Raw genomic sequence first — 25,475 nt, forward strand, 5'->3', positions numbered from 1 at the left:
GCGGTTGAGGACCAGCCCGGTCGGCGGCTTCGGGGGGAGCAGGCCGCCGACCGGGCCCGGTACAGGCGGCTCGGTGGCGACGGGTTCACAGGCTGGTTCCGGTGAGGTAGGCCGAGACGATCACGTTCGCCGTGTAACTGTGGCTGACCCGGTCGAAGGTGCCGCCGCAGGTGATCAGCCGCAGCTCGGAGCGCCCCGGCCGGTGTTGCCCGTAGGCCTGTCGGGCGTCGAAGCGGTCGCGTTCCTGTACCCGCACGTCGTCCACAGTGAACTCGGCGACCTTGCCGTCGTCGCGGACGACGCGGACGTTCTCGCCGGGCCGTACGGTGCTCAGCTTGTAGAAGACGGCGGGGCGGGTCTCGGTGTCGACGTGCCCCACCATCAGCGCGGCCCCGGCGGCCCCCGGTCTGGCCCCGGCCGCGTACCAGCCGACGACGCCCGCCTGGTCGTAGGGCGGCGGGTCGATCGCCCCCTGCCGGTCCAGGCCACGGGCCACCACGGGCGCCTGGACGCCCAGGTCGGGAATGTCGATGCGCTGCGGCAGCGCGTCCCCCAACGGGCGGGCCGCGGGCGGAAGTTCCGCATCCGGCGGCCGTCCGACCGAGGCCAGGTCGCCGGCGCCGGCCGGGGCGGCTGTGCCCTGCCGTATGTCGGTCACCTGCCGCCCCCACAGCCACAGCCCGAGCAGCAGCACCGCCCAGGCCGTGCCCATCAGCAGACGGGCGGAGCCGGAGGAACGCTCGTGGTCGGCGTGCTCGGACATCGGCTCAATCCTTCCCGCGGCCCCGGCGCGCGCTCAGAAGCGCCACGGCGGCCGCGGCGACGCCCACGAGGACGAGCCCGGTGACGGCCTGCCCGGTGCCGGGTCCGGCCGCGCTGACGTCCACGGTGGCGAAGCGCGCGGTTCCGCCTCCGCCCGCGTGGACGGGGGCGACGGGGGACGCCGGGGCGGCGGGCGAAACCGGGGCGCGGGGCACTGCAGGGACGGCGGAAGAGTCGTCGGACAGCGCCTGGGCCTCCGGCTCCGACTGCGCCTGCCCCTGCCCCTGCCCCTGCGACCCCGTCTCCGACGGCGATACGACAGTGAGCCTGCCCTTGACCTGGAAGCCGCCGCACGTGATGTTCACGTCGTACGGGCCGGCTTCGGCAGAGGCGCGGACCCGGGTGTCCCCGGCGAGGGTGCCGTCGGTGCCCGCGAGCCGGGCGTCCGCGACGAACGCCGTGGAGTGCGCGGTGGCCGTCCTTTTGGCGCAGCCGGTCACCCGGAGCGCGAGGTCGGCGCCGGGGGCGGGGGCCGACGGGGTCACCGAGAGGCCCGCTGGGCCCCCGTCCGCCCCGTCCGCCGCGTGCGCCGTAGGCGTGAGGGCGCAGGCGGCCAGGAGCCCTGTGCAGAGAGTGAGACGTAGTGAGCCCATCGTGAACCTCCAGATACCAGGAGGCTCCTCCCCGGGCCCGGGCCTCGCATCCGCAGCGGCGCCGCACTGCTCCAAACGGGTTACGAAGGGTTTCGGAACGGCCCTGACCAGGTCAGATCCGGTCGACCAGATCCGCGATCGAGTCGACGATCTTGGACGGCCGGTACGGGAAGTCCTCGACCTGCTCGGGCCGGGTCAGCCCGGTGAGCACCAGGAACGTCTGCATCCCGGCCTCCATGCCGGCCAGCACGTCGGTGTCCATGCGGTCGCCGATCATCGCGCTGGTCTCGGAGTGGGCGCCGATCGCGTTGAGCCCGGTGCGCATCATCAGCGGGTTGGGCTTGCCGGCGAAGTACGGCTGCTTGCCGGTCGCCTTGGTGATCAGCGCGGCCACCGCGCCGGTCGCGGGCAGCGCGCCCTCGGCGGAGGGGCCGGTCTCGTCGGGGTTGGTGCAGATGAAACGGGCGCCGGCGTCGATCAGCCGTACCGCCTTGGTCATGGCCTCGAAGGAATACGTCCGCGTCTCGCCGAGGACGACATAGTCGGGCTCGTGGTCGGTGAGGATGTACCCGATGTCGTGCAGTGCGGTGGTGAGACCCGCCTCGCCGATGACGTACGCCGAGCCGCCCGGCCGCTGGTCGTCCAGGAACTGGGCGGTGGCGAGCGCCGAGGTCCAGATGGACTCGACCGGCACGTCCAGGCCCATGCGCCGCAGCCGGGCGTGCAGGTCGCGCGGGGTGTAGATCGAGTTGTTGGTGAGGACCAGGAAGGGCTTGCCGGACTCGCGGAGCTTCTTCAGGAAGGCGTCGGCGCCGGGGATCGGTACGCCCTCGTGGATGAGCACACCGTCCATGTCGGTGAGCCACGACTCGATGGGCCTGCGGTCTGCCATGTGCGGGATCTCCTGCCGTACGCGGTACTGCGTGGCCCCAGCCTAACGATCAGCTGTCGGTCGCAGACTTCCAGTCCTCAACGTAACTCTGACTGTTTCGGGCGATCTCGGTCCAGTGCGGTTCGAAGAGTGGCACGCCGTCCGTCAGCCCGGTCAGGGCGCGAGCAGTGCCGGCAACCGGCCGACGGAGTCGAGCACATGGGTCGCCCCGGCCGCCCGCAGCGCGTCCGCGTCGTGCGCCCCGGTGCGGACCCCGGCGACCACACCGGCGCCCGCGCGGACGCCGCTGAGCATGTCGTACGAGGTGTCGCCCGCGACGGCGATCTGCCGTACGCCGTCCGCGGCCGCCGTACGCAGGAACGCGGTCAGAACCATGTCGGGGTACGGGCGTCCGCGGCCCCCGGCGTCGGCGGGGCACAGCGTCAGGGGCACCAGGTCCTGCCAGCCGAGCGCGGACAGGATCGCGTCCTGTGTGGTGCGCGCGAAGCCGGTGGTCAGTACGACCGTACGGCCCTGCGCGGTGAGCTCCTCGATGGCCTCGCGCGCGCCGGGCAGCGGCGCGATCCTGCCGCCGTCGACGAGATCCGCGTACGCCGCCTCGAAGGCGGCGTTGGCGCGTTGCGCGAGTCGCTCGTCCCCGAACAGGTGCCTGAAGACGGAGATCTTGGACTCGCCCATGGTGGCGCGGACGTGGTCCAGCATCGAGTCGGGCTCGGCGTCGAGGTGCCGTGCGGCCGCCGCGAAGGCCTGCTCGACGAGGCCACCGTCGGCGACGGTGGTGCCGGCCATGTCGAGAACGACGAGCCGGATGTCGCGGGGGTCCGTGGTCATCATGCGGGTGTCCGTGGTCGTCACGTGCGTGTCCTTGGCCGTGTGGGGGTCCGTGGTCATGTGGGGGTCCGTGGTCATGTGGAGGTTGGTCAACTTCCTCACCAGCCGAGTTCGTTCGCGGTGGATTCGGCGATCGCGGGCGAGCAGGTCATCCCGCGCCCGCCGGGTCCGGTGACCAGCCACACCGCGTCGCCCACCTGCTGCCGGTGCACGACCCGCGCCGGATCGGTGCACTGCGCGTACACCCCCGCCCAGCGGCGCCGGATCTTCGGCAGCGGGCGGCCGAGGAGGGACTCGACGACCCCGGTGAGGTGGTCGTAGGGGTCCTCGGCGGTGTCGAAGGCGAAGGGGTGCTCGTACTCGTGGGTGTCGCCGATGGTCAGCCCGCCGTCGGCGCGCTGGACCATGAGGAGCTGCATACGGTGGTCCCGTGCCGTGGGGGCCTGCGGTTGCCGGGCGTTGAGTTCGTCGAGCGCCCCGGACGCGTACGCCGGGTAGTACCGGAAGCTGTCCGCGTCCGCGACGGACGTGGTGAGCGGCTCACCGAGGGGGTCGGTCTGCATCATCTGCAGGCGTACGCGGCGGACGGGCAGGTCGGGTCCGGCGAGTTCCCTCACGAGGCCGCCGAGCGAGGCTCCTGTGCACAGGACGACGGCGTCGGCGTGGTGCACCTCGCCGTGATCGTCCCGGACCGCAGCGGCGCCGACGACGTCCCGGACCTCCCGCCCGGGCAGGAAAGTGTAGTTCGGGGACTTCAACAGTTCGGCGCGCAGGGCGAGTTGAGCGGTACGCGGCTCCACGGCGCCGTCGCGCTCGCAGTGGAGGGCGGCGGTGAACTCGCCGCGCAGGGCGGGGTTCAGGGCACGGGCCTCGGCAGGTGCGAGGAGCTTGTATGCGCGGGCGGCGGAGTCCTCCCGCGCCACGGCGGCCTCCGCGACGGCGAGTTCGAGGGGGCCGCGGACGACGGTCAGGGAGCCGTTGGCCCGGAACCCGAGCCCGGGCACGCGCTCGCCGATCCGCTCCCACAACTCCCGTGCCCTGAGGGCTGTTTCGAGTTCCTCTCCGCCTGCTCGCCCACTCACCCAGATCTGCCCGAAGTTGCGCAGGGAGGCGCCGCGGGCCTCGGCCTCGCGCTCGATCTGCACGACCTCGTGGCCGCGTTCCACTGCCTGCCAGGCGTGCATGGTGCCCACCACGCCTGCTCCGACGACTGTCACTTTCACGGCGGCCACGCTCCTCGCGCAGAGAGATCCGGAGGAATCCGGCTGACAACGAGAGCCTGAACGAGTCATCCCATTTGGGCTAGACCCGTTATGCTTTTGTCATGCGACTTCGAGGTGTGGCGGGGTGCGGACTCAGCCTTGGAGATGCGCGGTGAACGAGAACCGGTCCCCGCGGTACAAGGTCCGCACCCGCTCCAGCGGCTGCCCCTCGGTGTCTCGCGAGATCCGGTGGATGAGCAGCATCGGAAGGGCCGGCGGGGTCCCGACGAGCAGGGCCTCGCGGGGCGTGGCCAGCACCGTCTCGATCCGCTCGTCGGCGTCCCCGAAGCCGATGCCACGGTCGAGGAGGTAGCCGTAGAAGGAGGAGTCGGGCGCGAAGTCGGTGTCGAGGCGGGGGACGCGGGCCACGGCGACGTAGGTGCTCTCCAGGCCGACCCGTTCGTCGTCTGCGAGCAGCACGCGCTCCAGGTGCCAGACGGGTTCGCCGCGTTCGAGGCCGGTCTCGGCGGCGAGCGCGTCCGGGCAGGGGAAGCGGTCGAGGGTGACGAGGCTGCGGCCGGGGGTGCGACCCTGCCGCCGTACGCCCTCGGTGTAGCTGGCGAGGGAGAGGGGCTGTTCGAGCTTGGGGCCCGCGACGACGGTGCCTCGTCCCTGCCGGCGCAGCTTGCCCTCCAGCACCAGCTCGCGCAGCGCCTGCCGTACGGTCTCCCGCGCGACCCCGTACTCCTCCGAGAGGTCCCGCTCGGTGGGGATGGCACCGCCTTCCCCCAGCTCGCCGACGAGGCGGTCGATGCGCGCCTTCACCGCGTAGTACTTCGGGATGCGGCCGTGTTCCGGGATGCCGGAGCGGACGGGGGCACCGGGGGCCTGGTCGTTCGGGTAGTCCACGGGAGGGATCGTCGCAGACGCCGCGCCACGCCACGGCGGGTACGGCCCGGACCCGGGCCGTCAGCGCCGCCGTCGCGCCCGTGGCCTGAGGGCCAGCAGCACGGCGCCGGCGGTGACGAGGAGGACGGCGGCGGCACCGACGAGTCCGCCCGCGGTGCCGAGGCCGGTGCTGGCCAGCTCGTCGGCGAAGGGGAGGCCCGGGTCGTGGTCGGGTGGCGGGGTGGCGGTACCGGAGGCACTGGGAGAGGTACTGGAGGTACTGGAGGTGCCAGCGGTACTAGAGGTGCCAGCGGTACTAGAGGTGCCAGCGGTACTGGAGGTGCCGGTGGCGGGGCTCTCGGACGGCGCCCCGGTGGGGTCGTCCTGGATGCGGAAGGGGTAGTCGTTGGACTGCCCGACCCAGTCGCCGTCGTCGTTGTGGCGCTGGACGACGGCGGCGTTCACGGTGACCTTGTTGGGCACGGCGTCCGAGGTCAGCGCGAGCCGGACCTTCACCGTGACGGTCTTTCCGGGCCCGACCGTGAGGCCGGGGGACCCGTCGTCGAAGGCGCCCACGAGCTCCTGCTCGTCGGTGCTCTCGAAGCGGACGGGGTGCGGGTGGCCGCCGTCGTAGAACTCCAGACGGGGCTGAGAGGGCTTCAGGGCGCGCTTGTCGTCGACGAGCACGACGACCGGGTGGATGTTTCCGCAGGTCCCGCGGGTGGTGTTGGTGACATCCAGATACCAGGTGCCATAACCGCCGCCCGCCTCGTAGGCGTCCGGGCCACCGTGGATACGGCTGGTGAGGGGAAAGCGGCGGTTGTCCGGAGCGGCGCAGGCGGGACCGGGGGCCGCGTGCGCCGGGCTCGCCACGGAGAGAAGGGCGGCTGCTGCCAGGCAGAGGGAGACGGGCGTGCAGAGTCGCATGAACATGTGACTGTGCCTGGTGGGGACCGCCGCGATACGGCGCCGCTCCGCACGACCCCACAAGACCCCTCGATCAGCCCACCCACACCCGCACCCACCGCCGGCCCGCCTGCGCCAACCATCCGCCCACCCGCCGCAACAGCCGTCAGCCAGCCTGCGCCAACCACCCGCCACCTCAGCCATCGGCCCGCCTGCGCCAATCCGCCCGCCCGCCTGCTCGCCACCTCAGCCATCGGCCCGCCTGCGCCAATCCGCCCGCCCGCCTGCTCGCCACCTCAGCCATCGGCCCGCCTGCGCCAACCATCTGCCCACCCGCGGCAACAGCCGCCGGGCCTCAGCCGCCCGCGGTAGGCCCTGAGCCGCCTGCCGCCCGCCATCAGCCGTCAGCCAGCCTGCTCCAACCATCCGCCACCGGCCACCGACCACCGGCCACCGGCCACCGGCCACCGGCCACCGGCCAGCCTGCGCCAATCCGCCTGCTCGCCTGCTCGCCTGCTCGCCGCCTCAGCCATCGGCCCGCCCGAACAGCGGTGCCAACACCAGCTGCGCCGCCCCCTCGGCGACCCCGCCCGAGGCAACCCGTACCGACACCGCCGGCTCGCCCACTCGCCGGGCACGCTCGTCGAGGACGGCGCCCACCCCCCGTACGAAGACGTCCGGGGCGGCCGTGACGGTGCGGCCGCCGAGGAGGACGAGGTCGATGTCGAGCAGGGCGACCAGGTTGCCGGCCGCTGTGCCGAGCACGCGTGCCGCCTCGTCGACCCGGCCGCGTGCCACCGCGGCCAGACACAGCGCCTCGACGCAGCCGCGGTTGCCGCAGCCGCACAGCGGTCCGTCCAGCTGGACGACCTGGTGCCCGAACTCACCGGCCCCGGTACGGGCGCCCCGGTGCACGGTCCCGCCGAGGACGAGTCCGGCACCGAGTCCCGTACCGAGATACAGATAGGCGAAGGACCCGCCCTCGCCTTCGACGGCCAGCCGGAGCGCGGCCGCGTTGGTGTCCTTGTCCAGGACGACCGGCACCCCGAGCCGCCGCGCGAGCGCGTCCCGCAGCGGGAAGCCGTCCCACTCGGGGAATCCCGTCACCCGGTGCAGAACACCGCGGGCGTGGTCGAGGGGACCGGGCAGGGCGACACCCGCGCCGAGGAGGGACCCGGCGTCCAGTCCTCCCGGCACCGCGCCCAGCAGCGCGCCCGTCTCTCCCGCGACCGCCGCCACCACGGCCTCCGGCCCCACCCCCAGGTCCAGCGAGGTGCGACGCTCCCCCACCACGGCGCCCGTGAGATCGACCAGCACCGTCCGCAGTTCGTCCCGGTCCAGATGCAGCCCGACCGCGTGCCCCGCCTCAGGCACGAGCCGCAGCACCGTACGGGGCTTGCCCCCGGTCGAGGCGCGGCGGCCCGCCTCCGCAACGAGCCCGTCGGCGCGCAGCCGGGCAGTGATCTTGCTGACGGCCTGCGGGGTCAGCCCGGTCCGCTCGGCGAGTTCGAGCCGGCTGATCCCGTCCGCACCGGCCGTGCGCAGCAGGTCGAGTACGAGCGCCATGTTGTGACTGCGCAGCGCCGGCAGATTCGCGCCGACGGGCCAGGACACACCGGCCACCCCACCGGTCACACCGGCCATTCCATCGGTCACTCCAGTCGCCTCTGTCACCGAGGTCCTCCGGTCACTCCCACCGGACGTGCCGTCCCGGCCCGGCAGGTCTCCGCGGCCCCTGCCTCTGCCTCTACCCCTGCCCCTGCCGCCCCGCTCATCCTGTCCACGCCGTCATTGTCCCCCGCGCTTGCACTTTGGCAACAGCGTTGCGAAAGTGGATGCATGACTCGTACTCCTCTCCGCGTGGGTCTCATCGGCTACGGCCTCGCGGGCTCCGTCTTCCACGCCCCGCTGATCGCCGCCACCGAGGGCCTCGCCCTCGACACGGTGGTCACCTCGAACCCGGAGCGGCAGAAGCAGGCCCGCACCGAGTTCCCGGACGTACGCGTGGCGGCGGCCCCCGACGAGCTGCTCGGCCGCGCCGCCGAGCTGGACCTGATCGTCATCGCGTCCCCGAACAGGACGCACGTCTCGCTGGCGACGGCCGCCCTGAAGGCCGGTCTCCCGGTGGTGGTGGACAAGCCCGTGGCCGGCACGGCGGCCGAGGCGCGCGAGCTGGCCGCCCTCGCCGAGGAGCGCGGCCTCCTCCTCTCCGTCTTCCAGAACCGTCGCTGGGACAACGACTTCCTGACCCTCCGCAAGCTGCTCGCCGAGGGCGAGTTGGGCGACGTATGGCGCTTCGAGTCCCGCTTCGAGCGGTGGCGCCCGCAGACCAAGGGCGGCTGGCGCGAGTCCGGCGACCCCGCAGAGATCGGAGGTCTTCTCTACGATCTCGGCAGCCATGTCGTCGACCAGGCGCTGGTCCTCTTCGGCCCGGCCGCGCAGGTGTACGCCGAGACGGACATCCGCCGCCAGGGCGCGGAGACCGACGACGACACGTTCATCGCGCTCACGCACACGAGCGGTGTGCGCTCCCACCTGTACGTCTCCGCGACGACCGCCCAACTCGGCCCGCGTTTCCGGGTGCTGGGTTCGCGGGCTGGTTACGTGAAGTACGGCCTCGACCCGCAGGAGGCGGCGCTGCGCGAGGGCAGGCGTCCGGGCACGGCAGCCGACTGGGGCACGGAGGCGGAGTCCCTGTGGGGCCGGGTCGGTGCTGGGAGTCCCCCCTCTGGCGGCGAGTCCCCGCTGACCGGCGGTGGCCGCCCCGAACCCACCCTCCCGGGCGACTACCCCGCGTACTATGCGGCCGTGACCAGGGCTCTCATCGACGGCGGCCCCAACCCGGTGACCGCTGCCGAGGCGGCCGCCGCCCTCGACGTACTGGAGGCGGCCCGCCGTTCGGCCCGCGACCAAGTGGCGGTGACGCTGTGACGCGCAACCAGGAGATCACCCCGAAGTTCCACCCGGAACTCACCCCGCCCCTGGAGGAACTGGAGGCGCAGGAACGGCGCCTGGTCTTCAGCCAGTTCACCCACGACGACGCCTGGGCCCTTGGGTCGCTCCTCGTGGAGCTGGCCCGGGAACGCCAGGCGCCCGTCGCCGTCGACATCCACCGCTCGGGCCAGCAGCTCTTCCACGCCGCGCTCCCCGGCTCCACACCCGACAACGACGCCTGGATCGCCCGCAAGCGTCGCGTGGTCGAGCGCTACGGCTCCGCCTCCTACCTGGTCGGCGCACGCTTCCGCGCCAAGGGCAGCACCTTCGAGGACTCCTCCCGCCTGGACCCGGACGTGTACGCGGCCCACGGCGGCTCCTTCCCGATCAACGTCCTCGGCGTGGGCGTGATCGGCGCGGTCACCGTCTCCGGCCTGCCGCAACTGGCGGACCACCGGCTCGTGGTGGAGGCGCTGGAGGAGTTCCTGAAGCGCTGAGCGCATGAGGGGATCACAGGGAACCCCGGGGATCACAGGGATTATCGCGAGGCACCCTCCGGGTTGACACCGATGTACAGCGCATCGACCGGAGGGACCGAACCGCGAGTGACACCTTGAAGGCAACCGTCGGCCGGTACGGCGTCTGGAGCGCGGGTCTGCGCTCGGAGGACCCATCCCGTCGCTCCGAACTGGCCGACGCCGCCGCGGAGTTGGAGCAACTCGGGTACGGCACGGCCTGGCTGGGCGGCAGCAGCGCCGCCCACCACGCCGCACCGCTCGTCGCGGCGACCTCGCAGCTCTCGGTCGGCACCAGCATCCAGTCCATCTGGCAGTACGAGGCCACCGAGAGCGCGGCCGCCTTCGCCGAGCTGGAGAGGGCCCACCCCGGCCGGTTCGTCCTCGGCCTGGGCGTCAGCCACGCGCGGGGAACTGCGCGACAAGCCACAGACGGCCCGCAGCCGCCAAACGACCGCAGTCCCCCGGCTCTCCCAGCAGCGCGCTTACGCGTCCTTGAACTCCTGCCGCTGCCGCCCGAGCCCCTCGATCTCCAGCTCCACGACATCCCCGGCCCGCAGGAACGGCTTCGGCTCGGGCTCTCCCAGCGCGACCCCAGCCGGCGTACCGGTGTTGATGACATCGCCCGGGTACAGGGTCATGAACTGGCTGACGTACCGCACCACTTCCGCCACGGGGAAGATCTGCTCGGCCGTCGTCCCGTCCTGCTTCAACTCCCCGTTGACCCACAGCCTCAGCGCCAGGTCCTGCGGATCGGCGATCTCGTCCGCGGTCACCAGCCACGGACCCAGCGGGTTGAACGTCTCGCAGTTCTTCCCCTTGTCCCAGGTCCCGCCCCGCTCGATCTGGAACTCGCGCTCGGACACGTCGTGCGCCACCGCGTACCCGGCGACGTGGCCGAGCGCGTCCTGCGCCGACTCCACATACCGGGCCGTACGCCCGATGACGACCGCCAGCTCGACCTCCCAGTCGGTCTTCACCGACCCGCGGGGGACCAGCACCGTGTCATGGGGCCCGACGACCGTGTCCGCGGCCTTGAAGAAGATCACCGGCTCGGCGGGCGGCTCGGCCCCGGTCTCGCGGGCGTGGTCGTGGTAGTTCAGCCCGATGCACACGATCTTGCCGATGCGCGCGAGAGGCGGCCCCACCCGCAGCCCGGCCGCGTCCAGCGCGGGCAGCTCACCGGCATCGGCCGCGGACCGGACGCGCCCCAGCGCCTCGTCGTCGGCGAGCAGCGCGCCGTCGATGTCCGGGACGAGACCGGAGAGGTCCCGCAGCACCCCCTCGGCGTCCAGCAGCGCGGGCTTCTCCGCTCCCGCCGTACCGACTCGCAGCAGCTTCATGATCACACTCTCCACTCGATCGCGGGCGCCCGACCGATGGGTGCAGCCATCGGAGGACTGGTCGATCCTCCAAGGTCGGCGTCCAGTCCGCAATACCCGGTTCACGGACTGGACCGTAACCCCGCGACCTCGGGACCTCGCGCCCCCGGGACCTAGCGGTAGAGCACGGCCCGTTCCACCGCGCTCCACGTCGTGCTGGTCACCACGTACAGCGCGGCGGCCAACGGCACGACCGCCACCGTGAACAGCGTGAAGAAGGACATGAACGGCATCACCTTGCTCACCGCTCCGAGCCCCGGCACCCGCTGTTCGCCGTCGCCCACGTCGCCCACGGGAAGCGGGCTGTTCGTGGCCATCATCCGCTTCGTACGCATGTAGTTGAAGGTCGCGACCCCGGCGACCAGGGCGAACAGTGCGAGATAGACCAGCCCCGCCGACCCGAAGGCCCCGCCTGTGCCCAGTGCGTCGGCCCACCGTCCGGCGAGCGGGGCGGCGAACAGCTGGTGGGCGAGCAGACCGTTGCTCCGGCCGCCGATCGTCGTGTTCGAGAACAGGTGGTAGAGGAGGAAGAAGGCGGGCAGCTGCAGCAGCCCGGGCAGGCACCCGGACACCGGCGACACCTTCTCCTCGGCGTGCAGCTCCAGCACCGCCTTCTGGAGTTTCTCGGGTTCCTTCGCGTGCTTCTTCCGCAGCTCGGCGATCCTCGGCTGCAGGGCGGTGCGGGCCTTCTGTCCGCGCGCGGCGGCGCGGGACAGGGGATGAACGAGCAGTCGTACGAAGGCGGTGAACAGGACGATCGCGGCGGCGGCCGCGGTGGCGCCGAACAGCGGCTGGAGCAGGTCGGCGAGGTGTTCGACCAGATCGGCGAACACGGAGAAGACGGACATGGGTGAGCCCTCCGGAGGGTCTCGTCGTGCCGGTATCAGGACATGGCGGCATGACGACCCGCGTGGGGTCACGGAGATGTGCGGGTGAGCCCTACGCGACGGTCGCCGGAAGGGCGGATCCGGGGGCCCGGGGCCGGGTGCGCCCCTTGGCGTCGGGGTCGCGTTGCGGCAGGAAGGCCGTACGGCGGGCCCGGTCGCGGATGGCCGTACGCACCCGGGTGGGCGGTACGGCGGGCGCGCAGCGCGCGGTGATGACCGAGCAGAGGGCGAGCGCGGAGCCGGCGGCGGCGGTCGCGGCGAGCGCGACGGCGGCGGTGAGGCTGCCGTTGTCGACGAGCAGCACGGCCTGAAGGATCAGCATCAGCAGTACGGCGGCTGGGCGCAGCGCGGCCCGATTGCGGATCATGGCTGCCCTCCCCCTCGTACTGTGCCGGTGCTGCCCGTACTCGTCCTGCTCTCCCTCGGTTATACCTGACCGGTCTCGACGGGCTGCAACAGCCTCTTGGGTTTGAGCAGTGCCCGGCTGACCGGATCCGCCGGGTCCGGATCGGCTCCCGGTCCCGGCTCCATGAGGATGTCCTCGACGGGTACGACGGCACGGCAGGCGGGGCATTCGCCGTACGGCCCGAGTTCGGTGCCGCAGTCGCTGTGCCGGAAGTAGCGCAGCTGGGTCTCGGAGAAGTGCTCCCGGCCCCACAACCCGAGCGAGCGCAGCGTCGGCCACAGGGCGATGCCGCGCTCGGTGATGACGTACTCGTCGCGCGGCGGCGACTCCTGGTACCGCCGCTTCTCGAGAATCCCCTCCGCGGTGAGCGTCTGGAGGCGGGCGGCCAGGACCGCGCGCGGGATGCCGAGGTGGACGAGGAAGTCGTTGTAGCGCCGCACCCCGTAGAGCGCGTCGCGCACGACGAGCAGCGTCCAGCGCTCGCCGATGATCTCCAGCGCGCGGGCGATGGAGCACTCCTGTGTCGCGTAGTCCTTGCCCAGTGCCATGCCGCCCACTGTAACCATTCTGCTGGCGCAGGTTCAATGAACGAACCTACTGTGTTACGGTGCCGGACATGACTAGGTTCAATGAACGAACCACGGCCGAGGTGGACGCCATGACCGCCACCGTGGCCGCCCCCGAGGCCGTTACGGAGGCCGCCCGCAAGGCCGCCACCGAAGTCGCCGCGCCCACCGCGCCGCGGGCCAGACCGGCATCCCACGCGCAGGCGCCCCCGCACCCACGCGCCACCCTCGCCCTGACCAGCGCGGCCACCGCCGTGACGCTCATGACGTACACGGCGCCGGTCGTCACCCTCCGCGACACCGCGCTGGCCCTGCACACCCCGCTCTCCGCGCAGGCCTGGCTCATCAACGGCACTCCGCTGGGCCTGGCCGCCGTCCTCCTGGTCGCCGGCAGCCTCGCCGACGACTTCGGCCGCCGCCGGATCTTCCTCCTGGGCACCCTCACCCTCGGCATCACCACGGCCCTGGGCGCGCTGGCCTCGTCGACCCTGCTGTTCACGCTGGCCCGTGTCGCGCAGGGCGCGGCCAGCGCGGCGATCCTGGCGAGCAGCCTGGGCCTCATCGTGCCCGCGTTCCCGACCCCGCGCGGCCGGCTGCACGCGACCGGCGTGTGGGGCGCCTTCGTGAGCGGCGGTATCGCGGCCGGGCCGCTGGTGGCGGGCGCGATGCCGAACTGGCGGATGGCGTACGGCGTTCTGGGCGCGGCCGCGCTCCTGGTGGCGGCCCTGTCGACGCGCGCGTTGTCGGAATCGCGTTCACCGAGAGGCGGACGCCCGGACATCCTGGGCGCGCTGGCCTTCGGCCTGGCGCTGGTGTCACTGGTCGCCGCCCTCACACTCGGCCGTGACGGCTGGCTGCGTACCGAGGTGGGCCTGTTGTTCCTGGCTGCCGTGGTGCTGGTGGCCGTGTTCGTGTTCGTGGAACGCCGCACCGCGACCCCGATGATCGACCTGGGCCTGCTGCGCCGCCCCGGCTTCCTGGCCTCGTCCGCCGGCGGCCTGTTCACGGGCCTCGCGGTGATCGGCCTCTTCAGCTTCCTGCCGGTCCTGTTCCAGCAGGTGCTCGGCCTCTCGCCGATGGACACCGCCTGGCTGTTCCTGCTCTGGTCGGGCCTGTCCTTCACGGTCGCACTCCAGGCCAAGCGCCTGGCGGGCCGCGTCCCGCCTCGCCACCAACTGGCCGTGGGCTTCGCCCTGCACGCGGCCGGCGTCCTGACGATGCTCGGCGCGATCGACTCCGGCTCCTGGCACCGCCTCCTGCCGGGCCTGATTTTGGGCGGCATCGGCAGCGGCCTCCTGAACGCCGCCCTGCCGCTGCTGTCAGTGGAATCGGTACCGGCGGCCCGCGCGGCCATGGGCTCGGGCGCCCAGCAGACCTTCCGCTACATCGGCTCCTGCGCCGGAGTCGCCCTGACGATCGCCATCGTCACCTCCTCGGGCAGCGGTCCGGGCCACGGCGCGAACATCGCACTGGCGGTGTCGGCGGGCCTGGCGGCACTGGCGGCGGTGGCCGTACTGGCGCTGCGGGAGCGGGCGTGACCGGCGCGTATCAACGAGGCGCGTCTCAACGAGGCCGCATCGACACCAGCTTCCCCCACACCACCAGCCGATACCTGGACGTGTACTCGGGAGTGCAGGTCGTCAGCGTGATGTAGTAACCGGGCTCGCCGTACCCGTAGCGCGGCTTGACGACGGAGCGCGGAATCGGCCGTATGACACCGGCGTCGCGGGCCGAGGTCTGCGGCAGGGTCCTGTCGACGGCGTACGTGTACGTCGCGCTTCTGGTCTCCACCTGCACGACGTCCTTCGCCCGCAGCCGGTTGAGGTACCGGAAGGGCTCACCGTGGGTGTTCCGGTGCCCCGCGAGGGCGAAGTTGCCCACCTGGCCGGGCTGCCCGGTGCCGCGGTAGTGGCCGACGTACCCCTTGTTGAGGACGTTCTGCTTGCTGACGCCCTCGGCGACCGGGACGCGGAGGCCGAGGCGGGGGATGTTGAGGACGGCGTAGGCCTGGGACCAGGTGGGGCGTGACTGCCGGGCGGTGGTGGTCTGCCGGCCGGTACGGGTGTCACGGGTGCCGGCGCCGTCGAGCGGCCTGGCCGGCGTCGACGGGGCGGACGCAGCAGTGTCGCCGCCGCCGTTGCCCGTCTGGTTGCCCGCCCCGCCGTCGCCCCACTCCCGCTCCAGGGCCTCCACCTTCCGATCGGCGCCGCGCCGGGCCTCCCGGTTGGTCCACCACAGCTGATGGACGACCAGGAGCAGGAGTACGAGGCCTACGGTGACGAGGGCCTCTCCCCCGGCCCACCACACCCGCCGGCGCCGGGCCAGCCGCCGCCGACTCCTGTGCTGCACGACCGGAAGCCGGCCTCCGCGCTGAACAACCGGAACGCGCATCCACACGCCTCCTCTGCCTCCGCACGCCTCCTTCACGGGCCGCCCGCACGATAGGGGGCATGACGTGAAGTAACCAGCCGTAAGCGCTGTCCGGTACTTCGTACGAAGGTTTTAGAAAGGGCTGTCACAACTCTCGACAACCCCACGCGTCACACCCGATGCTTCGTCGTGGCACGAGTGGCGCAAAACGGGACCTCCAGTGAAGCGGAGTAGCCATGATCCGACGCAGAACCCTGCTGACCGCAGCGGGCGGCACCCTCCTCGGCAGTGCGCTGGCGACCGGCACCGCCCGCGCGGATGCCACGATCAGCATCAACCCCCGTACTTCATACGGCACTTGGGAGGGCTGGGGCACCTCCCTTGCCTGGTGGGCCAATGTGTTCGGCGCGCGCGACGACTTCGCCGACATCTTCTTCACCACCAAGTCGACGACGTACAACGGCACCTCGCTGCCCGGCCTGGGTCTGAACATCGCCCGCTACAACCTCGGCGCGTGCAGCTCGAACACCGTGTCCGGCGAGAAAATGGCCGTATCCCCCAACATCCCCGCCTTCAAGCAGATCGAGGGCTACTGGCAGGACTGGAACAACGAGGACCCGGCCTCCTCGGCCTGGGACTGGACGGCGGACGCCACGCAGCGCGCGATGCTGGTGAAGGCGGCGAACCGCGGCGCCACCACCGAGCTGTTCGCCAACTCCCCCATGTGGTGGATGTGCCAGAACCACAACCCCTCCGGTGCCTCCGGCGGCGGCAACAACCTCCAGACGTGGAACTACCGCCAGCACGCCTCCCACCTCGCCGCGGTCGCCCTCCGCGCCAAGAACAACTGGGGCGTGAACTTCGCGACGGTCGAGGCCTTCAACGAGCCCAGCTCCAACTGGTGGACGGCGACCGGCACCCAGGAGGGCTGCCACATCGACGCGACGGTCCAGTCTGCCGTACTGCCGTTCGTGCGCAGCGAGTTGGACAAGCGGGGCCTGACGGGAACCAGGATCTCGGCCTCGGACGAGACCAGCTACGACCTGGCCCGTACGACGTGGAACTCCTTCTCGTCGACGACGAAGGGGTACGTGAACCGGGTCAACGTCCACGGCTACCAAGGCTCGGGCGGCCGCCGGGACCTGCTCTACACGGACGTGGTGACGACGGCCGGCAAGGCCCTGTGGAACTCGGAGACGGGCGACAACGACGGCACGGGCCTCACGATGGCGAGCAACCTGCTCTACGACTTCCGCTGGCTCCACCCCACCGCCTGGGTTTACTGGCAGGTGATGGACCCGTCCTCGAACTGGGCGATGATCGCGTACGACGCCAACACCCTCCAGGCGGGCGCGGTCCAGACGAAGTACTACGTGATGGCACAGTTCAGCCGCCACATCCGCCCGGGCATGAAGATCCTCGACACGGGCGTGAGCAACGCGGCGGCGGCCTACGACGCGAGCGCGAAGCGCCTGGTGATCGTGGCGGCGAACACGTCCTCGTCGGCCCAGACCCTGACCTTCAACCTCTCCAACTTCACGACGGTGAGCGGCGGTTCGGGCGGACTCGTACCCCGCTGGAACACGGTGACGACGGGCGGGGACAAGTACAAGTCGTACTCGGACACGCACGTAAGCGGGAAGACCGTCGCCGTGCCGTTCGCGGCGAAGGCGGTGCAGACGCTGCAGATCGACGGGGTGGTGATCTAGCTGGAGCCGCGGGCCGCGACCGGCACGGGCGCCTCCCACGGCCCGGACCCCGGACACCCCTTGACCCCCGGCCACGGCCCCGGACTCGCCCTGGGTGCGCTCGCGCTCGGCGGTTTCGGAATCGGGCTGACCGAGTTCGTGATCGCCGGGCTCCTTCCCCAGGTGGGCAGCGGCCTCCACGTGTCCGAGGCCGCGGCCGGCCGCCTGATCTCCGGGTACGCCCTGGCGGTGGCGGTCGGCGCGATCGCGCTCACCGCCGCCACCGCCGGCCTGCACCGCAAGGCCGTCCTCGTCGGCCTGGTGGCCCTGTTCGTCGCGGGCAACCTGTTGTCCGCCGTCGCCCCCGGCTACGAGGTGATGCTCCTCGGACGCGTCGTGGCCGCCCTGTGCCACGGCTCCTTCTTCGGCATCGGCTCCCTGGTCGCCCGCCGCCTGGTCCCGCCGGAACGGGCCTCGCGGGCGGTCGCGATGATGTTCGCGGGCCTGACGGTGGCGAACGTCCTCGGCGTACCGTTCGGCGCCCTGGTCGGCGATCGCTGGGGCTGGCGCGCCACGTTCTGGGCGATCACGGCGATCGGGCTGGCCGCGTTGATCGCCATCGCCGTGCTGGTGCCGTCCTGGGCGGGCACGGCCGCCCCGGCGTCCAGCACGGACAGCGCGGACGGCGGCGCCTCCAGGACCGGCCTCCGCGCGCAGGTGCACGCCTTCCGCTCCGCCCAGGTGTGGCTGACGCTCGCGGCGACCGCCCTCGGCTACGGCGGAATGTTCGGCGCGTTCAGCTACATCGCCTACACCCTCACCCGGGTCACGGGCTTCTCCGACACCGACGTGGCCTGGCTGCTCGTCGTCTACGGCACCGGTCTGGTCGCCGGCAACCTGGCGGGCGGACGCGGAGCCGACCGCAACCGCGACCTCACCCTGATCGTGTCGCTGACCGGCCTGACCACCACACTCACGCTCTTCGGCCTACTCGCCGACAGCGCCGCCGCCTCCGTGATCCTGATCTTCCTCCTGGGTCTGTTCGGCTTCGCCGCCGTCCCCGGCATGATCACCCGCGTGACGGACGAGGCGGGCGGAGTCCCCCTCGCCGCAAGCGCCAACGTCTCCGCCTCCAACATCGGCAACGCGCTCGGAGCCTGGCTGGGCGGCCTCGCGATCAGCACCGGCCTCGGCTACACCTCTCCCCTCTACGTCGGCGCGGGCATCGCCCTGACGGGCCTGGCGGTAATGGCCTACGCGGCACGCGGCTGCGCCCGACCAACGCCCAAGGACCGAGCGCCCCACAGTGAATCGTCCTGACGGTCCCGCCCGTCCCGACGGTCCTGCCAGTCCCGACGGTCCTGACAGTGGCGGCGCACTCGGCAGGCAGCTCCGCCCGGCCGACACCCCAAGACCGGGCGACGCCACGGTGACGGGACCGCCGGACCTGCACATATCTCACCCCTTGTCTCCGCCTCCGTAAGCCATCGGCAGTACGGTGTCGTCCATGCGCCCCGACACGCCCGCCGAGAACGTCGACCACACCGCCGAAGCGGCACGCCTGGAGCGGACCGCCGACCTGTATCCCGAGGACGCCGAAGCCCTGCTCCTGCAGGCCGCGGCCCACCTGGAACTGTCCGGCGACCGCCCCGCCGCGACCGCGCTCTACGACCACCTGCTCTCCTCCCGGACCGACCTGGAGGACCCCTACCTGGTACGAGCCCTCAAGGCCTCGAACCTGTGGGAGTACGGCCACGAGGCCGAGGCCCGCGCGATCATCGACGGCGTCCGCGCCGCGGCCCCACGGGACCCGGCTCCCTGGGTGATCGTGGCGGAGTCACTGGAGTCGCACGACGAGCTGGAGGCGGCCCAGGAGACGTTCACCGAGGGAGCCCGCGTCCTCCTGACAGACGTGGACGAGCCCCCCTACGCGACACATCCGCTGCTCTTCGGCCGCCACCGGGTGAGGCGGATGCTGGGGCTCGCCCACGACGAGTGGGACACGGTGGCGGACCTCCTGCACTCGTCCCCGGTCTCCCTGGACGAACTCCACGACCCCAAGCGCGTGTGGTCCCTGGGCTCGGACAACCCGGCGGAGCTGGCGGCGGAAATCTCGCGGCTGCGGGCGGAGTTGGGCACCTTCCGCGAGGCCCTCTCCCGCCCGTTCCCGGTGGCGGTCCTGCACTGGCCGCAGGAGGAGCTGGCTGAGCTGCTGGCGGGCTACCCGACCCTGGCCGCCGAGTACCCGTCCCATACCGACCACCTCGCGACGATAGAGGGGTCACTGCGGGAACTGGCGGCCAGCGGAACGCCGAACCTGGGAATCGTGACAGGCACGGTCCCGTCGTACGAGGCCTTCGCGGCTTCGGAGATGACATCGCCTGGCGAGGCGGATCTTCTGCCGCAGTACGCGACGACGCTGGCGGCGCGGGGGCGGGCTGTGGAGTGGCCGCCGCAGCGGGGGGCTGGGTGTTGGTGTGGGTCGGGGCGGGGGTATGGGGAGTGTCACGGGGTGTAGCGGCCACGCGGGCCCATTTCTCACCAGTCGAAGTGCCCCCACTCAGCGGACGACATAGCCGACCCGGCGGGCCTCCGAGTTCTGAGGGCCACACAGGGCTCTGACGGCTTTCGCGGTAGCTCAGGCCTGCTTTCCCAAACTTGCCTGTCCGAAAACGATCACCTTGCAGCAGAAGAGCTTCGATTGTCGGTGGCTGCTGTTAGAACAGATCCATATCGACGTGAGAGATCAATCGCGAGGGATCAGGGAGCAGCCGTGGCGGAATCGGGGGACCGGGCGCAACCGGTGGCGGGTGTTTACGAGCAGCTGATCACGCGGACCCTGCACGACCGGATGGAGCGGCTCGAAGCCGCGGGCTGGAAGGCAATCGACGAGGAAGTCAGCGAAGAGTCCGCGCCCCACGTGCTGGCACGCCACATCGGAGAGGCCGTGGGGCGCAGGCTCAGTCAACTGCCGCAGAACAAGCAGGTGACCGTTGCCAACCAGATCCTGGAGTCTCTGGCCACGCATGCACCGGACCCGGACTTGGATGAGGTCGTAGGCGCCATCGCCGATGGCCCCCGGCAACTCCTGGCGCTCGCTGAGCAGGAGGCTCCCGGCGTCTACGCGATTCGCCCCCTCACGCCCCTCTCCGAAACCGCGCTGATCACCAACGCCCCGGACGACCCCAACCTGGGCGCCGAACTGCGGGCGGAGCTGGCCACGGCCGATCACATCGACCTGCTGTGCGCGTTCGTGAAATGGCACGGAATACGAGTACTCGAAGGCTCGCTCCGCGCGGCCAAGAAGCGCGGAGTCCCCATCCGGATCATCACGACCACGTACATCGGGGCCACCGACAGACATGCCTTGGACCGCCTGGTCCGCGAGTTCGGCGCCGAGGTGAAGGTCAACTACGAGATCCGGTCGACGCGTCTGCACGCAAAGGCTTGGCTGTTCCGCCGCGAGACCGGCTTCAACACGGCCTACGTGGGCAGCTCCAACCTGTCCAAGGCCGCGCTCCTCGACGGCCTGGAGTGGAACGTACGGCTCTCATCCGTCGCCACGCCCAGAGTGCTCGAAAAGTTCGAGGCGACGTTCGAGGCGTACTGGGATGACCCGGCCTTCGAGTCGTACGACCCCGATGAGGACGGGGAGCGCCTCGCCGAGGCACTGGCCCGAGCAGGAGGCAAGAGGTCGGGCGACGACCTCAAGATCAACCTATCCGGCCTCGAAGTACAGCCCTTCCCCCACCAGCGGGACATGCTGGAACGTCTCCGCGTCGAGCGCGAGATCCGCCATCACCACGAGAACCTCCTGGTCGCCGCCACCGGAACGGGCAAGACCGTCATGGCCGCCTTGGACTACCGCACCATGCGCGACCAGCGCGGTGGAGAGCTCCCTCGGCTGCTCTTCGTCGCTCACCGCAAGGAGATCCTGAGACAGTCTCTGCGCACCTACCAAGAGGTGCTCGCCGACGCTTCGTTCGGTGAGCTGCTCCACAACGGCCAGGAACCTCGTGACTGGACCCACGTCTTCGCCAGCGTCCAGTCCCTCAACCTCCAGCGGCTGGAGCAGCTTGGTCCCGGCCACTTCGACGTCATCGTCATCGACGAGTTCCACCACGCCACGGCGAACACGTACCGCCGCGTACTCGAGCACTTCGCGCCAACCGAACTGCTCGGCCTCACCGCGACGCCGGAGAGGATGGATGGGCTCAATGTGCAGGACGAGTTCTTCAAGGGCCGGATCGCCGCCGAAATGCGGCTGTGGGAAGCCCTGGAGGCCGATCTGCTGTGCCCGTTCCACTACTTCGGCATCCCCGACGGCACGGATCTGACACGGCTGAGGTGGCGATCGGGCAACTACGACCGCGACGAACTCGCCAACGTCTACACAGCCGACGACGGACAGGCCCTCATCGTCCTCAAGCAGGTCAAGGACAAGATCTCCAACCCCGCAGCCATGCGCGCCCTGGGCTTCTGCGTGACCAAGGAGCACGCTCACTTCATGGCGCAACAGTTCAACAAGGCGGGACTCCGGGCTGCGGCCCTGGACAGCGACTCGTCTCCCGCGGAGCGGGAACAGGCACTGGACGACCTGAAGAACGGCAAAATCCAAGTCATCTTCTCCGTCGACCTGTTCAACGAGGGCCTGGACGTCCCCGACGTCGACACCCTGCTTCTCCTTCGCCCCACGAACAGCGCGACCGTCTTCCTCCAACAGTTGGGACGCGGTCTGCGCCGTACGCCGAACAAGCCGGTACTGACGGTGCTGGACTTCATCGGCCAGCACCGGGCGGAGTTCCGCTTCGAGGAGCAGTTCCGCGCTCTGACGAACCTCTCCCGCAACCGCCTGGTCGACGGCGTCGAGCGCGGTTTCCCGCAGCTGCCCTCCGGCTGCCAGATCATCCTGGAGGGCAAGTCCAAGGACCTCGTCCTCGCCAACATCCGCACCCAACTCAACGCCACCATCAACACGTTGGCGAAAGAGGTCCGGGACTACAGCACGCCCAAGCTGGAGGCGTACCTGCGCGAAAGCCGGCGGGACATCAAGGAGCTCTACAAGAGCGACAACTCCTGGACCAAGGTCCTCCGCAAGGCGGGGGTCATCAAGGAGGCCCCGCTGCCGGGTGAGGAGGACCTCCTCAAGCGCGTCCACGCCTTCCTCCACGTGGACGACCGGGACAGGGCCGGCACGTACCTCCGCCTCCTCGCGGACGACGCCCCTGGCTACGACTCCCTCTCCCCGACCGAGCAGGCGCACGCCCGCATGCTCTTCTTCAACCTCTGGGACAAGGCGGGCGGCTTCTCCAGCTACCGAGAGGGTCTCGAATCCCTCCGCGCCCAACACCTCGTCCGCGACGAACTTCAACAGGTCCTGTCGTACGTCCTCGACCGCACCGACCACTACCCCATCCCCCTGGACGGGCCACTCGGTCATCTTCCGCTGAAGATCCACAGCGCTTACAACCGCTCCGAGGTCTTGTCAGCGCTCGGGGTCGCGCGGTTGGGCGGACAGATGCCCGGGGTGTTCGCGCAGGGGGTGACCTGGGTCGAGGAGATCAAGACCGACGCGTTGCTGATCACCCTGGAGAAGAACGAACGGGACTTCTCCCCCAGCGTCCGCTACAAGGACTACGCGATCAGCCCCACCCGCTTCCACTGGGAGTCGCAGAGCACCACCCCGGAGAGCTCCAAGACCGGCCTGCGCTACCAACACCACGCCGAGCAGGGCAGCCATGTCCTCCTGTTCCTGCGCCGCTACAAGTCCAACGCCATCGGCAAGTCAGAGCCCTGGATGTTCCTGGGCCCGGCGACCTATGTGAAGCACGCGGGCAGCAAGCCGATGGCGATCACGTGGGATCTTCAGCACGAGCTTCCGGCTGATGTGTGGACGTACTCGACGATCGCTGCCGGGTAGTCGCGCGCCGCGGCAGATCCGTTCCACTCACAGCCTGGATTAGGCCCGCTGACGGCCGCCAGAGGTGGAACGATCTGCCATTCGCCGTTTCGTCACCAAGTGGTTCAGTAAGGCAGCCTTCCGACTTCCTCGATCTGCACCTCAAAGTGCGTCTGCGCACGGTCCAGGGCCTCATCGGCATCACGGCCATGGGCTCTGAGCCAGTGGAGGAAGTCGGTGATGACGTCGATCACCGTCTCTTCGGCCATCCTCATGCGCATCCGGCTCGTGCCCGACTCACTGGGCAGCGTTGCCGCCGTGTAACTACCGAGGAGCGCTTCGGCCCGTGTGACACGGGCTCCACCCGCGTGTCCGTTCGGCGAGGTGAGCCCCGTCGCAAGCTCACACCATGTCACCTTCCGGTCGGGATGGAGTTGCACACCCCAACGGTCGGCGACCGCATCGACGAGTGCCATACCCCGTCCCGTTTCCGAGTCGGCGTCCGCCTGCTGGAGGATCGGGAGCGCTCGCGTATCAGGGTCGTGGACCTCGATACGCAGATACGTGCCGTTCATGGAGACGGCGAGAGTGGTCGGGGTGCCGGGTCCGACGTGGTTGATCACATTGGCCACGAACTCGCTGACGCAGAGCTGGGCGGCGTCGATCGACTCGTGTAGGCCCCAGAGCCTCAAGTGGGTCCGCAAGACACGTCGGAGTGCTGCCGCTTCCTCAGATTCCGCCAGGAACGGAAGGTCCCACGATTTCCTCGGCATGCATGTGGTGCAGTCCATGGCTCAACTCCTCCACCAGTCAGTCGAGTTGCGGTAAGCAACTAGGTGCACACTTAGAGTTGCACTGGAACTCTCAAAATGGAACTCTCATCATGACCGGAGAGGAGCACACCCACATCGCGCGCCCCCAGCGCACGCCGTCTTGCCGCCGGGATCGAACAACCGAGACGATCTGACCGAACGACACGAAGGGCTGCTTACATGCCAGTTGGACCCACGACACGAAGGCGCCAGTTGGGCGCTGACCTGCGTCGCCTCCGCGAAGCCAAGGGATTGACCCTTGAGGAGGCAGGCACGCTCGTCGGCATCTCGAAAGCGACGCTCAGTCGCTACGAGACGAAGGAAGGCACGGTCAAGTGGCCGACCGTTGACGCCCTTTGCCGCGAATACGGCGCCTCGGACGAAGAGCGTGGGGCCCTCGTGGAACTCGCGAAGGGCGCCAAGATCCAGGGTTGGTGGCGATCACTCGCCGACCCTATTCCCGAGTCCATGAACCTCATGCTCACCCTTGAGGACGAGGTAGTACGCGAAGACCACTACGCATGCATGTACGTGCCCGGACTTCTGCAGACGCGGCCCTACGCCGAGGCTGTGCACTGCGCCTCGGAGGTTCAATGCCCTGAGCGCGAAGTGCAGCACATGGTCGACATCCGCATGAAGCGACAGGAACTCCTTGAACGCGATGAGCCGCCACATATCTGGTGCGTGATCGATGAAGCCGCGCTCCGGCGAAGGGTTGGTGGCCGCGAGGTCATGCAGAGCCAACTCGAGCACCTACTCACGATGTCTCAGAGACCTCACATCACCGTGCAAGTGCTGCCGTTCTCAACGGGTGCTCACGCGGCTGCCGTTGGCAGCTTTGCAGTCCTTCGCGGCCCCGCACCCGAACTGGACGTGGTGTACGTGGACTTGCTCGGCGGTGGGCTCTTCATGGAGAAGCGGCCAGAACTTGAGCGTTATAGGTTGGCGTTCGAGTACCTCAGCGCGCAGGCACTCGATCTCGAGTCCTCGGCGGAGATCGTCCACCGTATAAGCAAGGAGCTCTGATGGCAGCGCCCTCGTCGCACCAGTGGTTCAAGTCCTCCTACAGCGGTGGGAGTGGTACCGAGTGCGTCGAGTGCATGTATGCCGGTGGCAGCACCTTCGTGCGTGATTCGAAGCTGCCCGACGGGCCCAGCATGACTGTGGGAGATGGCACCTGGGGGGCCTTCATGGATGCGCTCAGGGCGACTTCAAGTTCCCGGTAGGAGCAGGCTGTCGGTGATGCCCCAGATCCAGACGGCGTGTTCGGGTGCGTCCTGGATCGCTCGGGTGGTCTTGGCGATGTTGTCGGCTCCCAGCAGCCGCAGCCTGCCGATGGTCAGGTTCCGCAGAGCGGCCATCGCCCGCGGCGCGCTGCCGGTGCACTCCGACTGAGAGGGCGTTAAGTCCCTTCTCTCTCGGTTCGTGATCGCTCGTTCGTGGTACTGATCGTCGTACGGGCCGGCCGCTCGTCACGGCCATGCTGGGGTTCGGGGCATGGAGCGAAGACCGTATCCGAGCGATTTATCGGACCAGCAGTGGGCGTTGATCGGTGCGACACGAAGTCGCGCATTTCGAGTGAACTCGCAGATCGGAGGCCGGTTATAGACCGGATGCGTAGTTCCTGATCAGTGTTCGAGATCAGTCCCCGCCCTGGCGTGCGTTCACAGGTCCCGCTTGTGAGGGTGCGAAGCCCAGGGAAGAAGCCCAAGGGCCCCCGCTCCGTCCGGGGGAGCAACCGGGCGAGGGGAAGGCCGGACGGGCGAACGCAAGTGAACCCCCGATGATGCCTCGTCAGCCCAAGCCTTGGGTGACGGGACGAGGACCAGGGTGCAAGGGCCTGGCCGCTGGAAGAGGCGGCAAGCGGCGGCCGGGGACGATC

The 25,475-nt window shown here is 70.2% G+C and carries 24 protein-coding genes and 1 pseudogene; 10 read left to right on the plus strand and 15 right to left on the minus strand.

Features of this window, described 5'->3' with window-relative positions; all coding sequences use genetic code 11:
- Positions 1-85: 85 nt before the first annotated feature.
- From OOK07_RS15850 to OOK07_RS15885, 8 genes are all read right to left on the minus strand, one after another.
- Positions 86-763: a class F sortase gene (locus OOK07_RS15850; RefSeq protein WP_266797056.1), complete on the minus strand. Its 678-nt coding sequence runs from the start codon at positions 761-763 to the stop codon at positions 86-88.
- A gap of 4 nt (positions 764-767) precedes the next feature.
- Positions 768-1,415 (minus strand): hypothetical protein, encoded by a 648-nt coding sequence (locus OOK07_RS15855; RefSeq protein WP_266797057.1) that lies wholly within the window; start codon positions 1,413-1,415, stop codon positions 768-770.
- A 112-nt stretch (positions 1,416-1,527) separates the two neighbouring features.
- A complete protein-coding gene (locus OOK07_RS15860) occupies positions 1,528-2,307 on the minus strand; it encodes an HAD-IIA family hydrolase (protein ID WP_266680751.1) in 780 nt (259 codons plus the stop codon).
- A gap of 153 nt (positions 2,308-2,460) precedes the next feature.
- Positions 2,461-3,141: a phosphonatase-like hydrolase gene (locus tag OOK07_RS15865; RefSeq protein ID WP_266801955.1), complete on the minus strand. Its 681-nt coding sequence runs from the start codon at positions 3,139-3,141 to the stop codon at positions 2,461-2,463.
- 95 nt (positions 3,142-3,236) lie between these two features.
- On the minus strand, positions 3,237-4,361 hold the full coding sequence (locus OOK07_RS15870) for a TIGR03364 family FAD-dependent oxidoreductase (RefSeq protein WP_266797059.1): 1,125 nt from the start codon (positions 4,359-4,361) through the stop codon (positions 3,237-3,239).
- A gap of 132 nt (positions 4,362-4,493) precedes the next feature.
- On the minus strand, positions 4,494-5,249 hold the full coding sequence (locus OOK07_RS15875; RefSeq protein ID WP_266797061.1) for a GntR family transcriptional regulator: 756 nt from the start codon (positions 5,247-5,249) through the stop codon (positions 4,494-4,496).
- 60 nt (positions 5,250-5,309) lie between these two features.
- Positions 5,310-6,161 (minus strand): hypothetical protein, encoded by an 852-nt coding sequence (locus OOK07_RS15880; RefSeq protein WP_266797063.1) that lies wholly within the window; start codon positions 6,159-6,161, stop codon positions 5,310-5,312.
- A 498-nt stretch (positions 6,162-6,659) separates the two neighbouring features.
- The gene (locus tag OOK07_RS15885) at positions 6,660-7,778 is read right to left on the minus strand and encodes an ROK family transcriptional regulator (protein WP_266801956.1); all 1,119 of its coding nucleotides are present in this window, start codon (positions 7,776-7,778) and stop codon (positions 6,660-6,662) included.
- 195 nt (positions 7,779-7,973) lie between these two features.
- On the opposite strand from OOK07_RS15885, the gene OOK07_RS15890 reads away from it, so the two are divergent.
- From OOK07_RS15890 to OOK07_RS15900, 3 genes and pseudogenes are all read left to right on the plus strand, one after another.
- On the plus strand, positions 7,974-9,065 hold the full coding sequence (locus OOK07_RS15890) for a Gfo/Idh/MocA family protein (protein WP_266797064.1): 1,092 nt from the start codon (positions 7,974-7,976) through the stop codon (positions 9,063-9,065).
- Positions 9,062-9,565, plus strand: a complete 504-nt coding sequence (locus OOK07_RS15895) for a heme-degrading domain-containing protein (RefSeq protein ID WP_266515077.1) — start codon at positions 9,062-9,064, stop codon at positions 9,563-9,565. Before OOK07_RS15890 ends, OOK07_RS15895 begins: the two co-directional genes overlap by 4 nt.
- Before the next feature lie 83 nt (positions 9,566-9,648).
- Positions 9,649-9,993: pseudogene (locus OOK07_RS15900) on the plus strand (LLM class flavin-dependent oxidoreductase); the annotation flags it as partial.
- Positions 9,994-10,068: 75 nt separating this feature from the next.
- Here the strand turns inward: OOK07_RS15900 and OOK07_RS15905 are convergent.
- The 4 genes from OOK07_RS15905 to OOK07_RS15920 form a co-directional block, all read right to left on the minus strand.
- Positions 10,069-10,926 (minus strand): fumarylacetoacetate hydrolase family protein, encoded by an 858-nt coding sequence (locus tag OOK07_RS15905; RefSeq protein WP_266680761.1) that lies wholly within the window; start codon positions 10,924-10,926, stop codon positions 10,069-10,071.
- Between the two features lie 152 nt (positions 10,927-11,078).
- Positions 11,079-11,813, minus strand: coding sequence for a YidC/Oxa1 family membrane protein insertase (locus OOK07_RS15910; protein WP_266797066.1), 735 nt, complete (start codon positions 11,811-11,813; stop codon positions 11,079-11,081).
- A gap of 91 nt (positions 11,814-11,904) precedes the next feature.
- Positions 11,905-12,219 (minus strand): DUF6412 domain-containing protein, encoded by a 315-nt coding sequence (locus OOK07_RS15915; RefSeq protein WP_266797068.1) that lies wholly within the window; start codon positions 12,217-12,219, stop codon positions 11,905-11,907.
- Positions 12,220-12,278: 59 nt separating this feature from the next.
- Positions 12,279-12,806, minus strand: coding sequence for a winged helix-turn-helix transcriptional regulator (locus OOK07_RS15920; RefSeq protein WP_266680767.1), 528 nt, complete (start codon positions 12,804-12,806; stop codon positions 12,279-12,281).
- Positions 12,807-12,874: 68 nt separating this feature from the next.
- Between OOK07_RS15920 and OOK07_RS15925 the strand changes: the two genes are divergently transcribed.
- Positions 12,875-14,362 carry an MFS transporter gene (locus OOK07_RS15925; RefSeq protein WP_266797070.1) on the plus strand — a complete coding sequence of 496 codons (1,488 nt, stop codon included), beginning with the start codon at positions 12,875-12,877 and terminating at the stop codon, positions 14,360-14,362.
- A gap of 25 nt (positions 14,363-14,387) precedes the next feature.
- Here the strand turns inward: OOK07_RS15925 and OOK07_RS15930 are convergent, their stop codons facing one another.
- Positions 14,388-15,215 carry a class E sortase gene (locus OOK07_RS15930; RefSeq protein ID WP_266797071.1) on the minus strand — a complete coding sequence of 276 codons (828 nt, stop codon included), beginning with the start codon at positions 15,213-15,215 and terminating at the stop codon, positions 14,388-14,390.
- A 215-nt stretch (positions 15,216-15,430) separates the two neighbouring features.
- Here OOK07_RS15930 and OOK07_RS15935 point away from each other — a divergent pair, with 215 nt between their 5' ends.
- The 4 genes from OOK07_RS15935 (at position 15,431) to OOK07_RS15950 (ending at position 22,802) form a co-directional block, all read left to right on the plus strand.
- Positions 15,431-16,903 carry a glycoside hydrolase gene (locus OOK07_RS15935; RefSeq protein ID WP_266797073.1) on the plus strand — a complete coding sequence of 491 codons (1,473 nt, stop codon included), beginning with the start codon at positions 15,431-15,433 and terminating at the stop codon, positions 16,901-16,903.
- A 60-nt stretch (positions 16,904-16,963) separates the two neighbouring features.
- Positions 16,964-18,202: an MFS transporter gene (locus OOK07_RS15940; protein ID WP_266797075.1), complete on the plus strand. Its 1,239-nt coding sequence runs from the start codon at positions 16,964-16,966 to the stop codon at positions 18,200-18,202.
- Between the two features lie 187 nt (positions 18,203-18,389).
- Complete coding sequence (locus OOK07_RS15945; RefSeq protein WP_266797076.1) at positions 18,390-19,400, plus strand: SEC-C domain-containing protein; 1,011 nt, start codon at positions 18,390-18,392, stop codon at positions 19,398-19,400.
- Positions 19,401-19,733: 333 nt separating this feature from the next.
- On the plus strand, positions 19,734-22,802 hold the full coding sequence (locus OOK07_RS15950) for a DEAD/DEAH box helicase (RefSeq protein WP_406313319.1): 3,069 nt from the start codon (positions 19,734-19,736) through the stop codon (positions 22,800-22,802).
- A 104-nt stretch (positions 22,803-22,906) separates the two neighbouring features.
- Here the strand turns inward: OOK07_RS15950 and OOK07_RS15955 are convergent, their stop codons facing one another.
- Positions 22,907-23,572 carry an ATP-binding protein gene (locus tag OOK07_RS15955; protein WP_266797079.1) on the minus strand — a complete coding sequence of 222 codons (666 nt, stop codon included), beginning with the start codon at positions 23,570-23,572 and terminating at the stop codon, positions 22,907-22,909.
- Between the two features lie 201 nt (positions 23,573-23,773).
- Here OOK07_RS15955 and OOK07_RS15960 point away from each other — a divergent pair, with 201 nt between their 5' ends.
- Positions 23,774-24,619 carry a helix-turn-helix domain-containing protein gene (locus OOK07_RS15960; RefSeq protein WP_266797080.1) on the plus strand — a complete coding sequence of 282 codons (846 nt, stop codon included), beginning with the start codon at positions 23,774-23,776 and terminating at the stop codon, positions 24,617-24,619.
- Positions 24,619-24,819 carry a DUF397 domain-containing protein gene (locus tag OOK07_RS15965; RefSeq protein ID WP_266797081.1) on the plus strand — a complete coding sequence of 67 codons (201 nt, stop codon included), beginning with the start codon at positions 24,619-24,621 and terminating at the stop codon, positions 24,817-24,819. The genes OOK07_RS15960 and OOK07_RS15965 overlap by 1 nt, the downstream gene beginning before the upstream one ends.
- Here the strand turns inward: OOK07_RS15965 and OOK07_RS15970 are convergent.
- Positions 24,805-24,954 (minus strand): hypothetical protein, encoded by a 150-nt coding sequence (locus tag OOK07_RS15970; protein ID WP_266797082.1) that lies wholly within the window; start codon positions 24,952-24,954, stop codon positions 24,805-24,807. The genes OOK07_RS15965 and OOK07_RS15970 overlap by 15 nt on opposite strands.
- Positions 24,955-25,475: the final 521 nt, after the last annotated feature.

Origin of the sequence: Streptomyces sp. NBC_00078 (assembly GCF_026343335.1) — a bacterium.
Classification (GTDB): domain Bacteria; phylum Actinomycetota; class Actinomycetes; order Streptomycetales; family Streptomycetaceae; genus Streptomyces.

Coding starts and splice junctions, on each gene's coding strand:
- OOK07_RS15850 (WP_266797056.1), bottom strand. CDS start 763: ATGTCCGAGCACGCCGACCACGAGCGTTCCTCCGGCTCCGCCCGTCTG.
- OOK07_RS15855 (WP_266797057.1), bottom strand. CDS start 1,415: ATGGGCTCACTACGTCTCACTCTCTGCACAGGGCTCCTGGCCGCCTGC.
- OOK07_RS15860 (WP_266680751.1), bottom strand. CDS start 2,307: ATGGCAGACCGCAGGCCCATCGAGTCGTGGCTCACCGACATGGACGGT.
- OOK07_RS15865 (WP_266801955.1), bottom strand. CDS start 3,141: ATGATGACCACGGACCCCCGCGACATCCGGCTCGTCGTTCTCGACATG.
- OOK07_RS15880 (WP_266797063.1), bottom strand. CDS start 6,161: ATGTTCATGCGACTCTGCACGCCCGTCTCCCTCTGCCTGGCAGCAGCC.
- OOK07_RS15885 (WP_266801956.1), bottom strand. CDS start 7,778: ATGGCCGGTGTGACCGGTGGGGTGGCCGGTGTGTCCTGGCCCGTCGGC.
- OOK07_RS15890 (WP_266797064.1), top strand. CDS start 7,974: ATGACTCGTACTCCTCTCCGCGTGGGTCTCATCGGCTACGGCCTCGCG.
- OOK07_RS15905 (WP_266680761.1), bottom strand. CDS start 10,926: ATGAAGCTGCTGCGAGTCGGTACGGCGGGAGCGGAGAAGCCCGCGCTG.
- OOK07_RS15910 (WP_266797066.1), bottom strand. CDS start 11,813: ATGTCCGTCTTCTCCGTGTTCGCCGATCTGGTCGAACACCTCGCCGAC.
- OOK07_RS15915 (WP_266797068.1), bottom strand. CDS start 12,219: ATGATCCGCAATCGGGCCGCGCTGCGCCCAGCCGCCGTACTGCTGATG.
- OOK07_RS15920 (WP_266680767.1), bottom strand. CDS start 12,806: ATGGCACTGGGCAAGGACTACGCGACACAGGAGTGCTCCATCGCCCGC.
- OOK07_RS15925 (WP_266797070.1), top strand. CDS start 12,875: ATGACTAGGTTCAATGAACGAACCACGGCCGAGGTGGACGCCATGACC.
- OOK07_RS15930 (WP_266797071.1), bottom strand. CDS start 15,215: ATGCGCGTTCCGGTTGTTCAGCGCGGAGGCCGGCTTCCGGTCGTGCAG.
- OOK07_RS15935 (WP_266797073.1), top strand. CDS start 15,431: ATGATCCGACGCAGAACCCTGCTGACCGCAGCGGGCGGCACCCTCCTC.
- OOK07_RS15945 (WP_266797076.1), top strand. CDS start 18,390: ATGCGCCCCGACACGCCCGCCGAGAACGTCGACCACACCGCCGAAGCG.
- OOK07_RS15950 (WP_406313319.1), top strand. CDS start 19,734: ATGGAGCGGCTCGAAGCCGCGGGCTGGAAGGCAATCGACGAGGAAGTC.
- OOK07_RS15955 (WP_266797079.1), bottom strand. CDS start 23,572: ATGGACTGCACCACATGCATGCCGAGGAAATCGTGGGACCTTCCGTTC.
- OOK07_RS15960 (WP_266797080.1), top strand. CDS start 23,774: ATGCCAGTTGGACCCACGACACGAAGGCGCCAGTTGGGCGCTGACCTG.
- OOK07_RS15965 (WP_266797081.1), top strand. CDS start 24,619: ATGGCAGCGCCCTCGTCGCACCAGTGGTTCAAGTCCTCCTACAGCGGT.
- OOK07_RS15970 (WP_266797082.1), bottom strand. CDS start 24,954: ATGGCCGCTCTGCGGAACCTGACCATCGGCAGGCTGCGGCTGCTGGGA.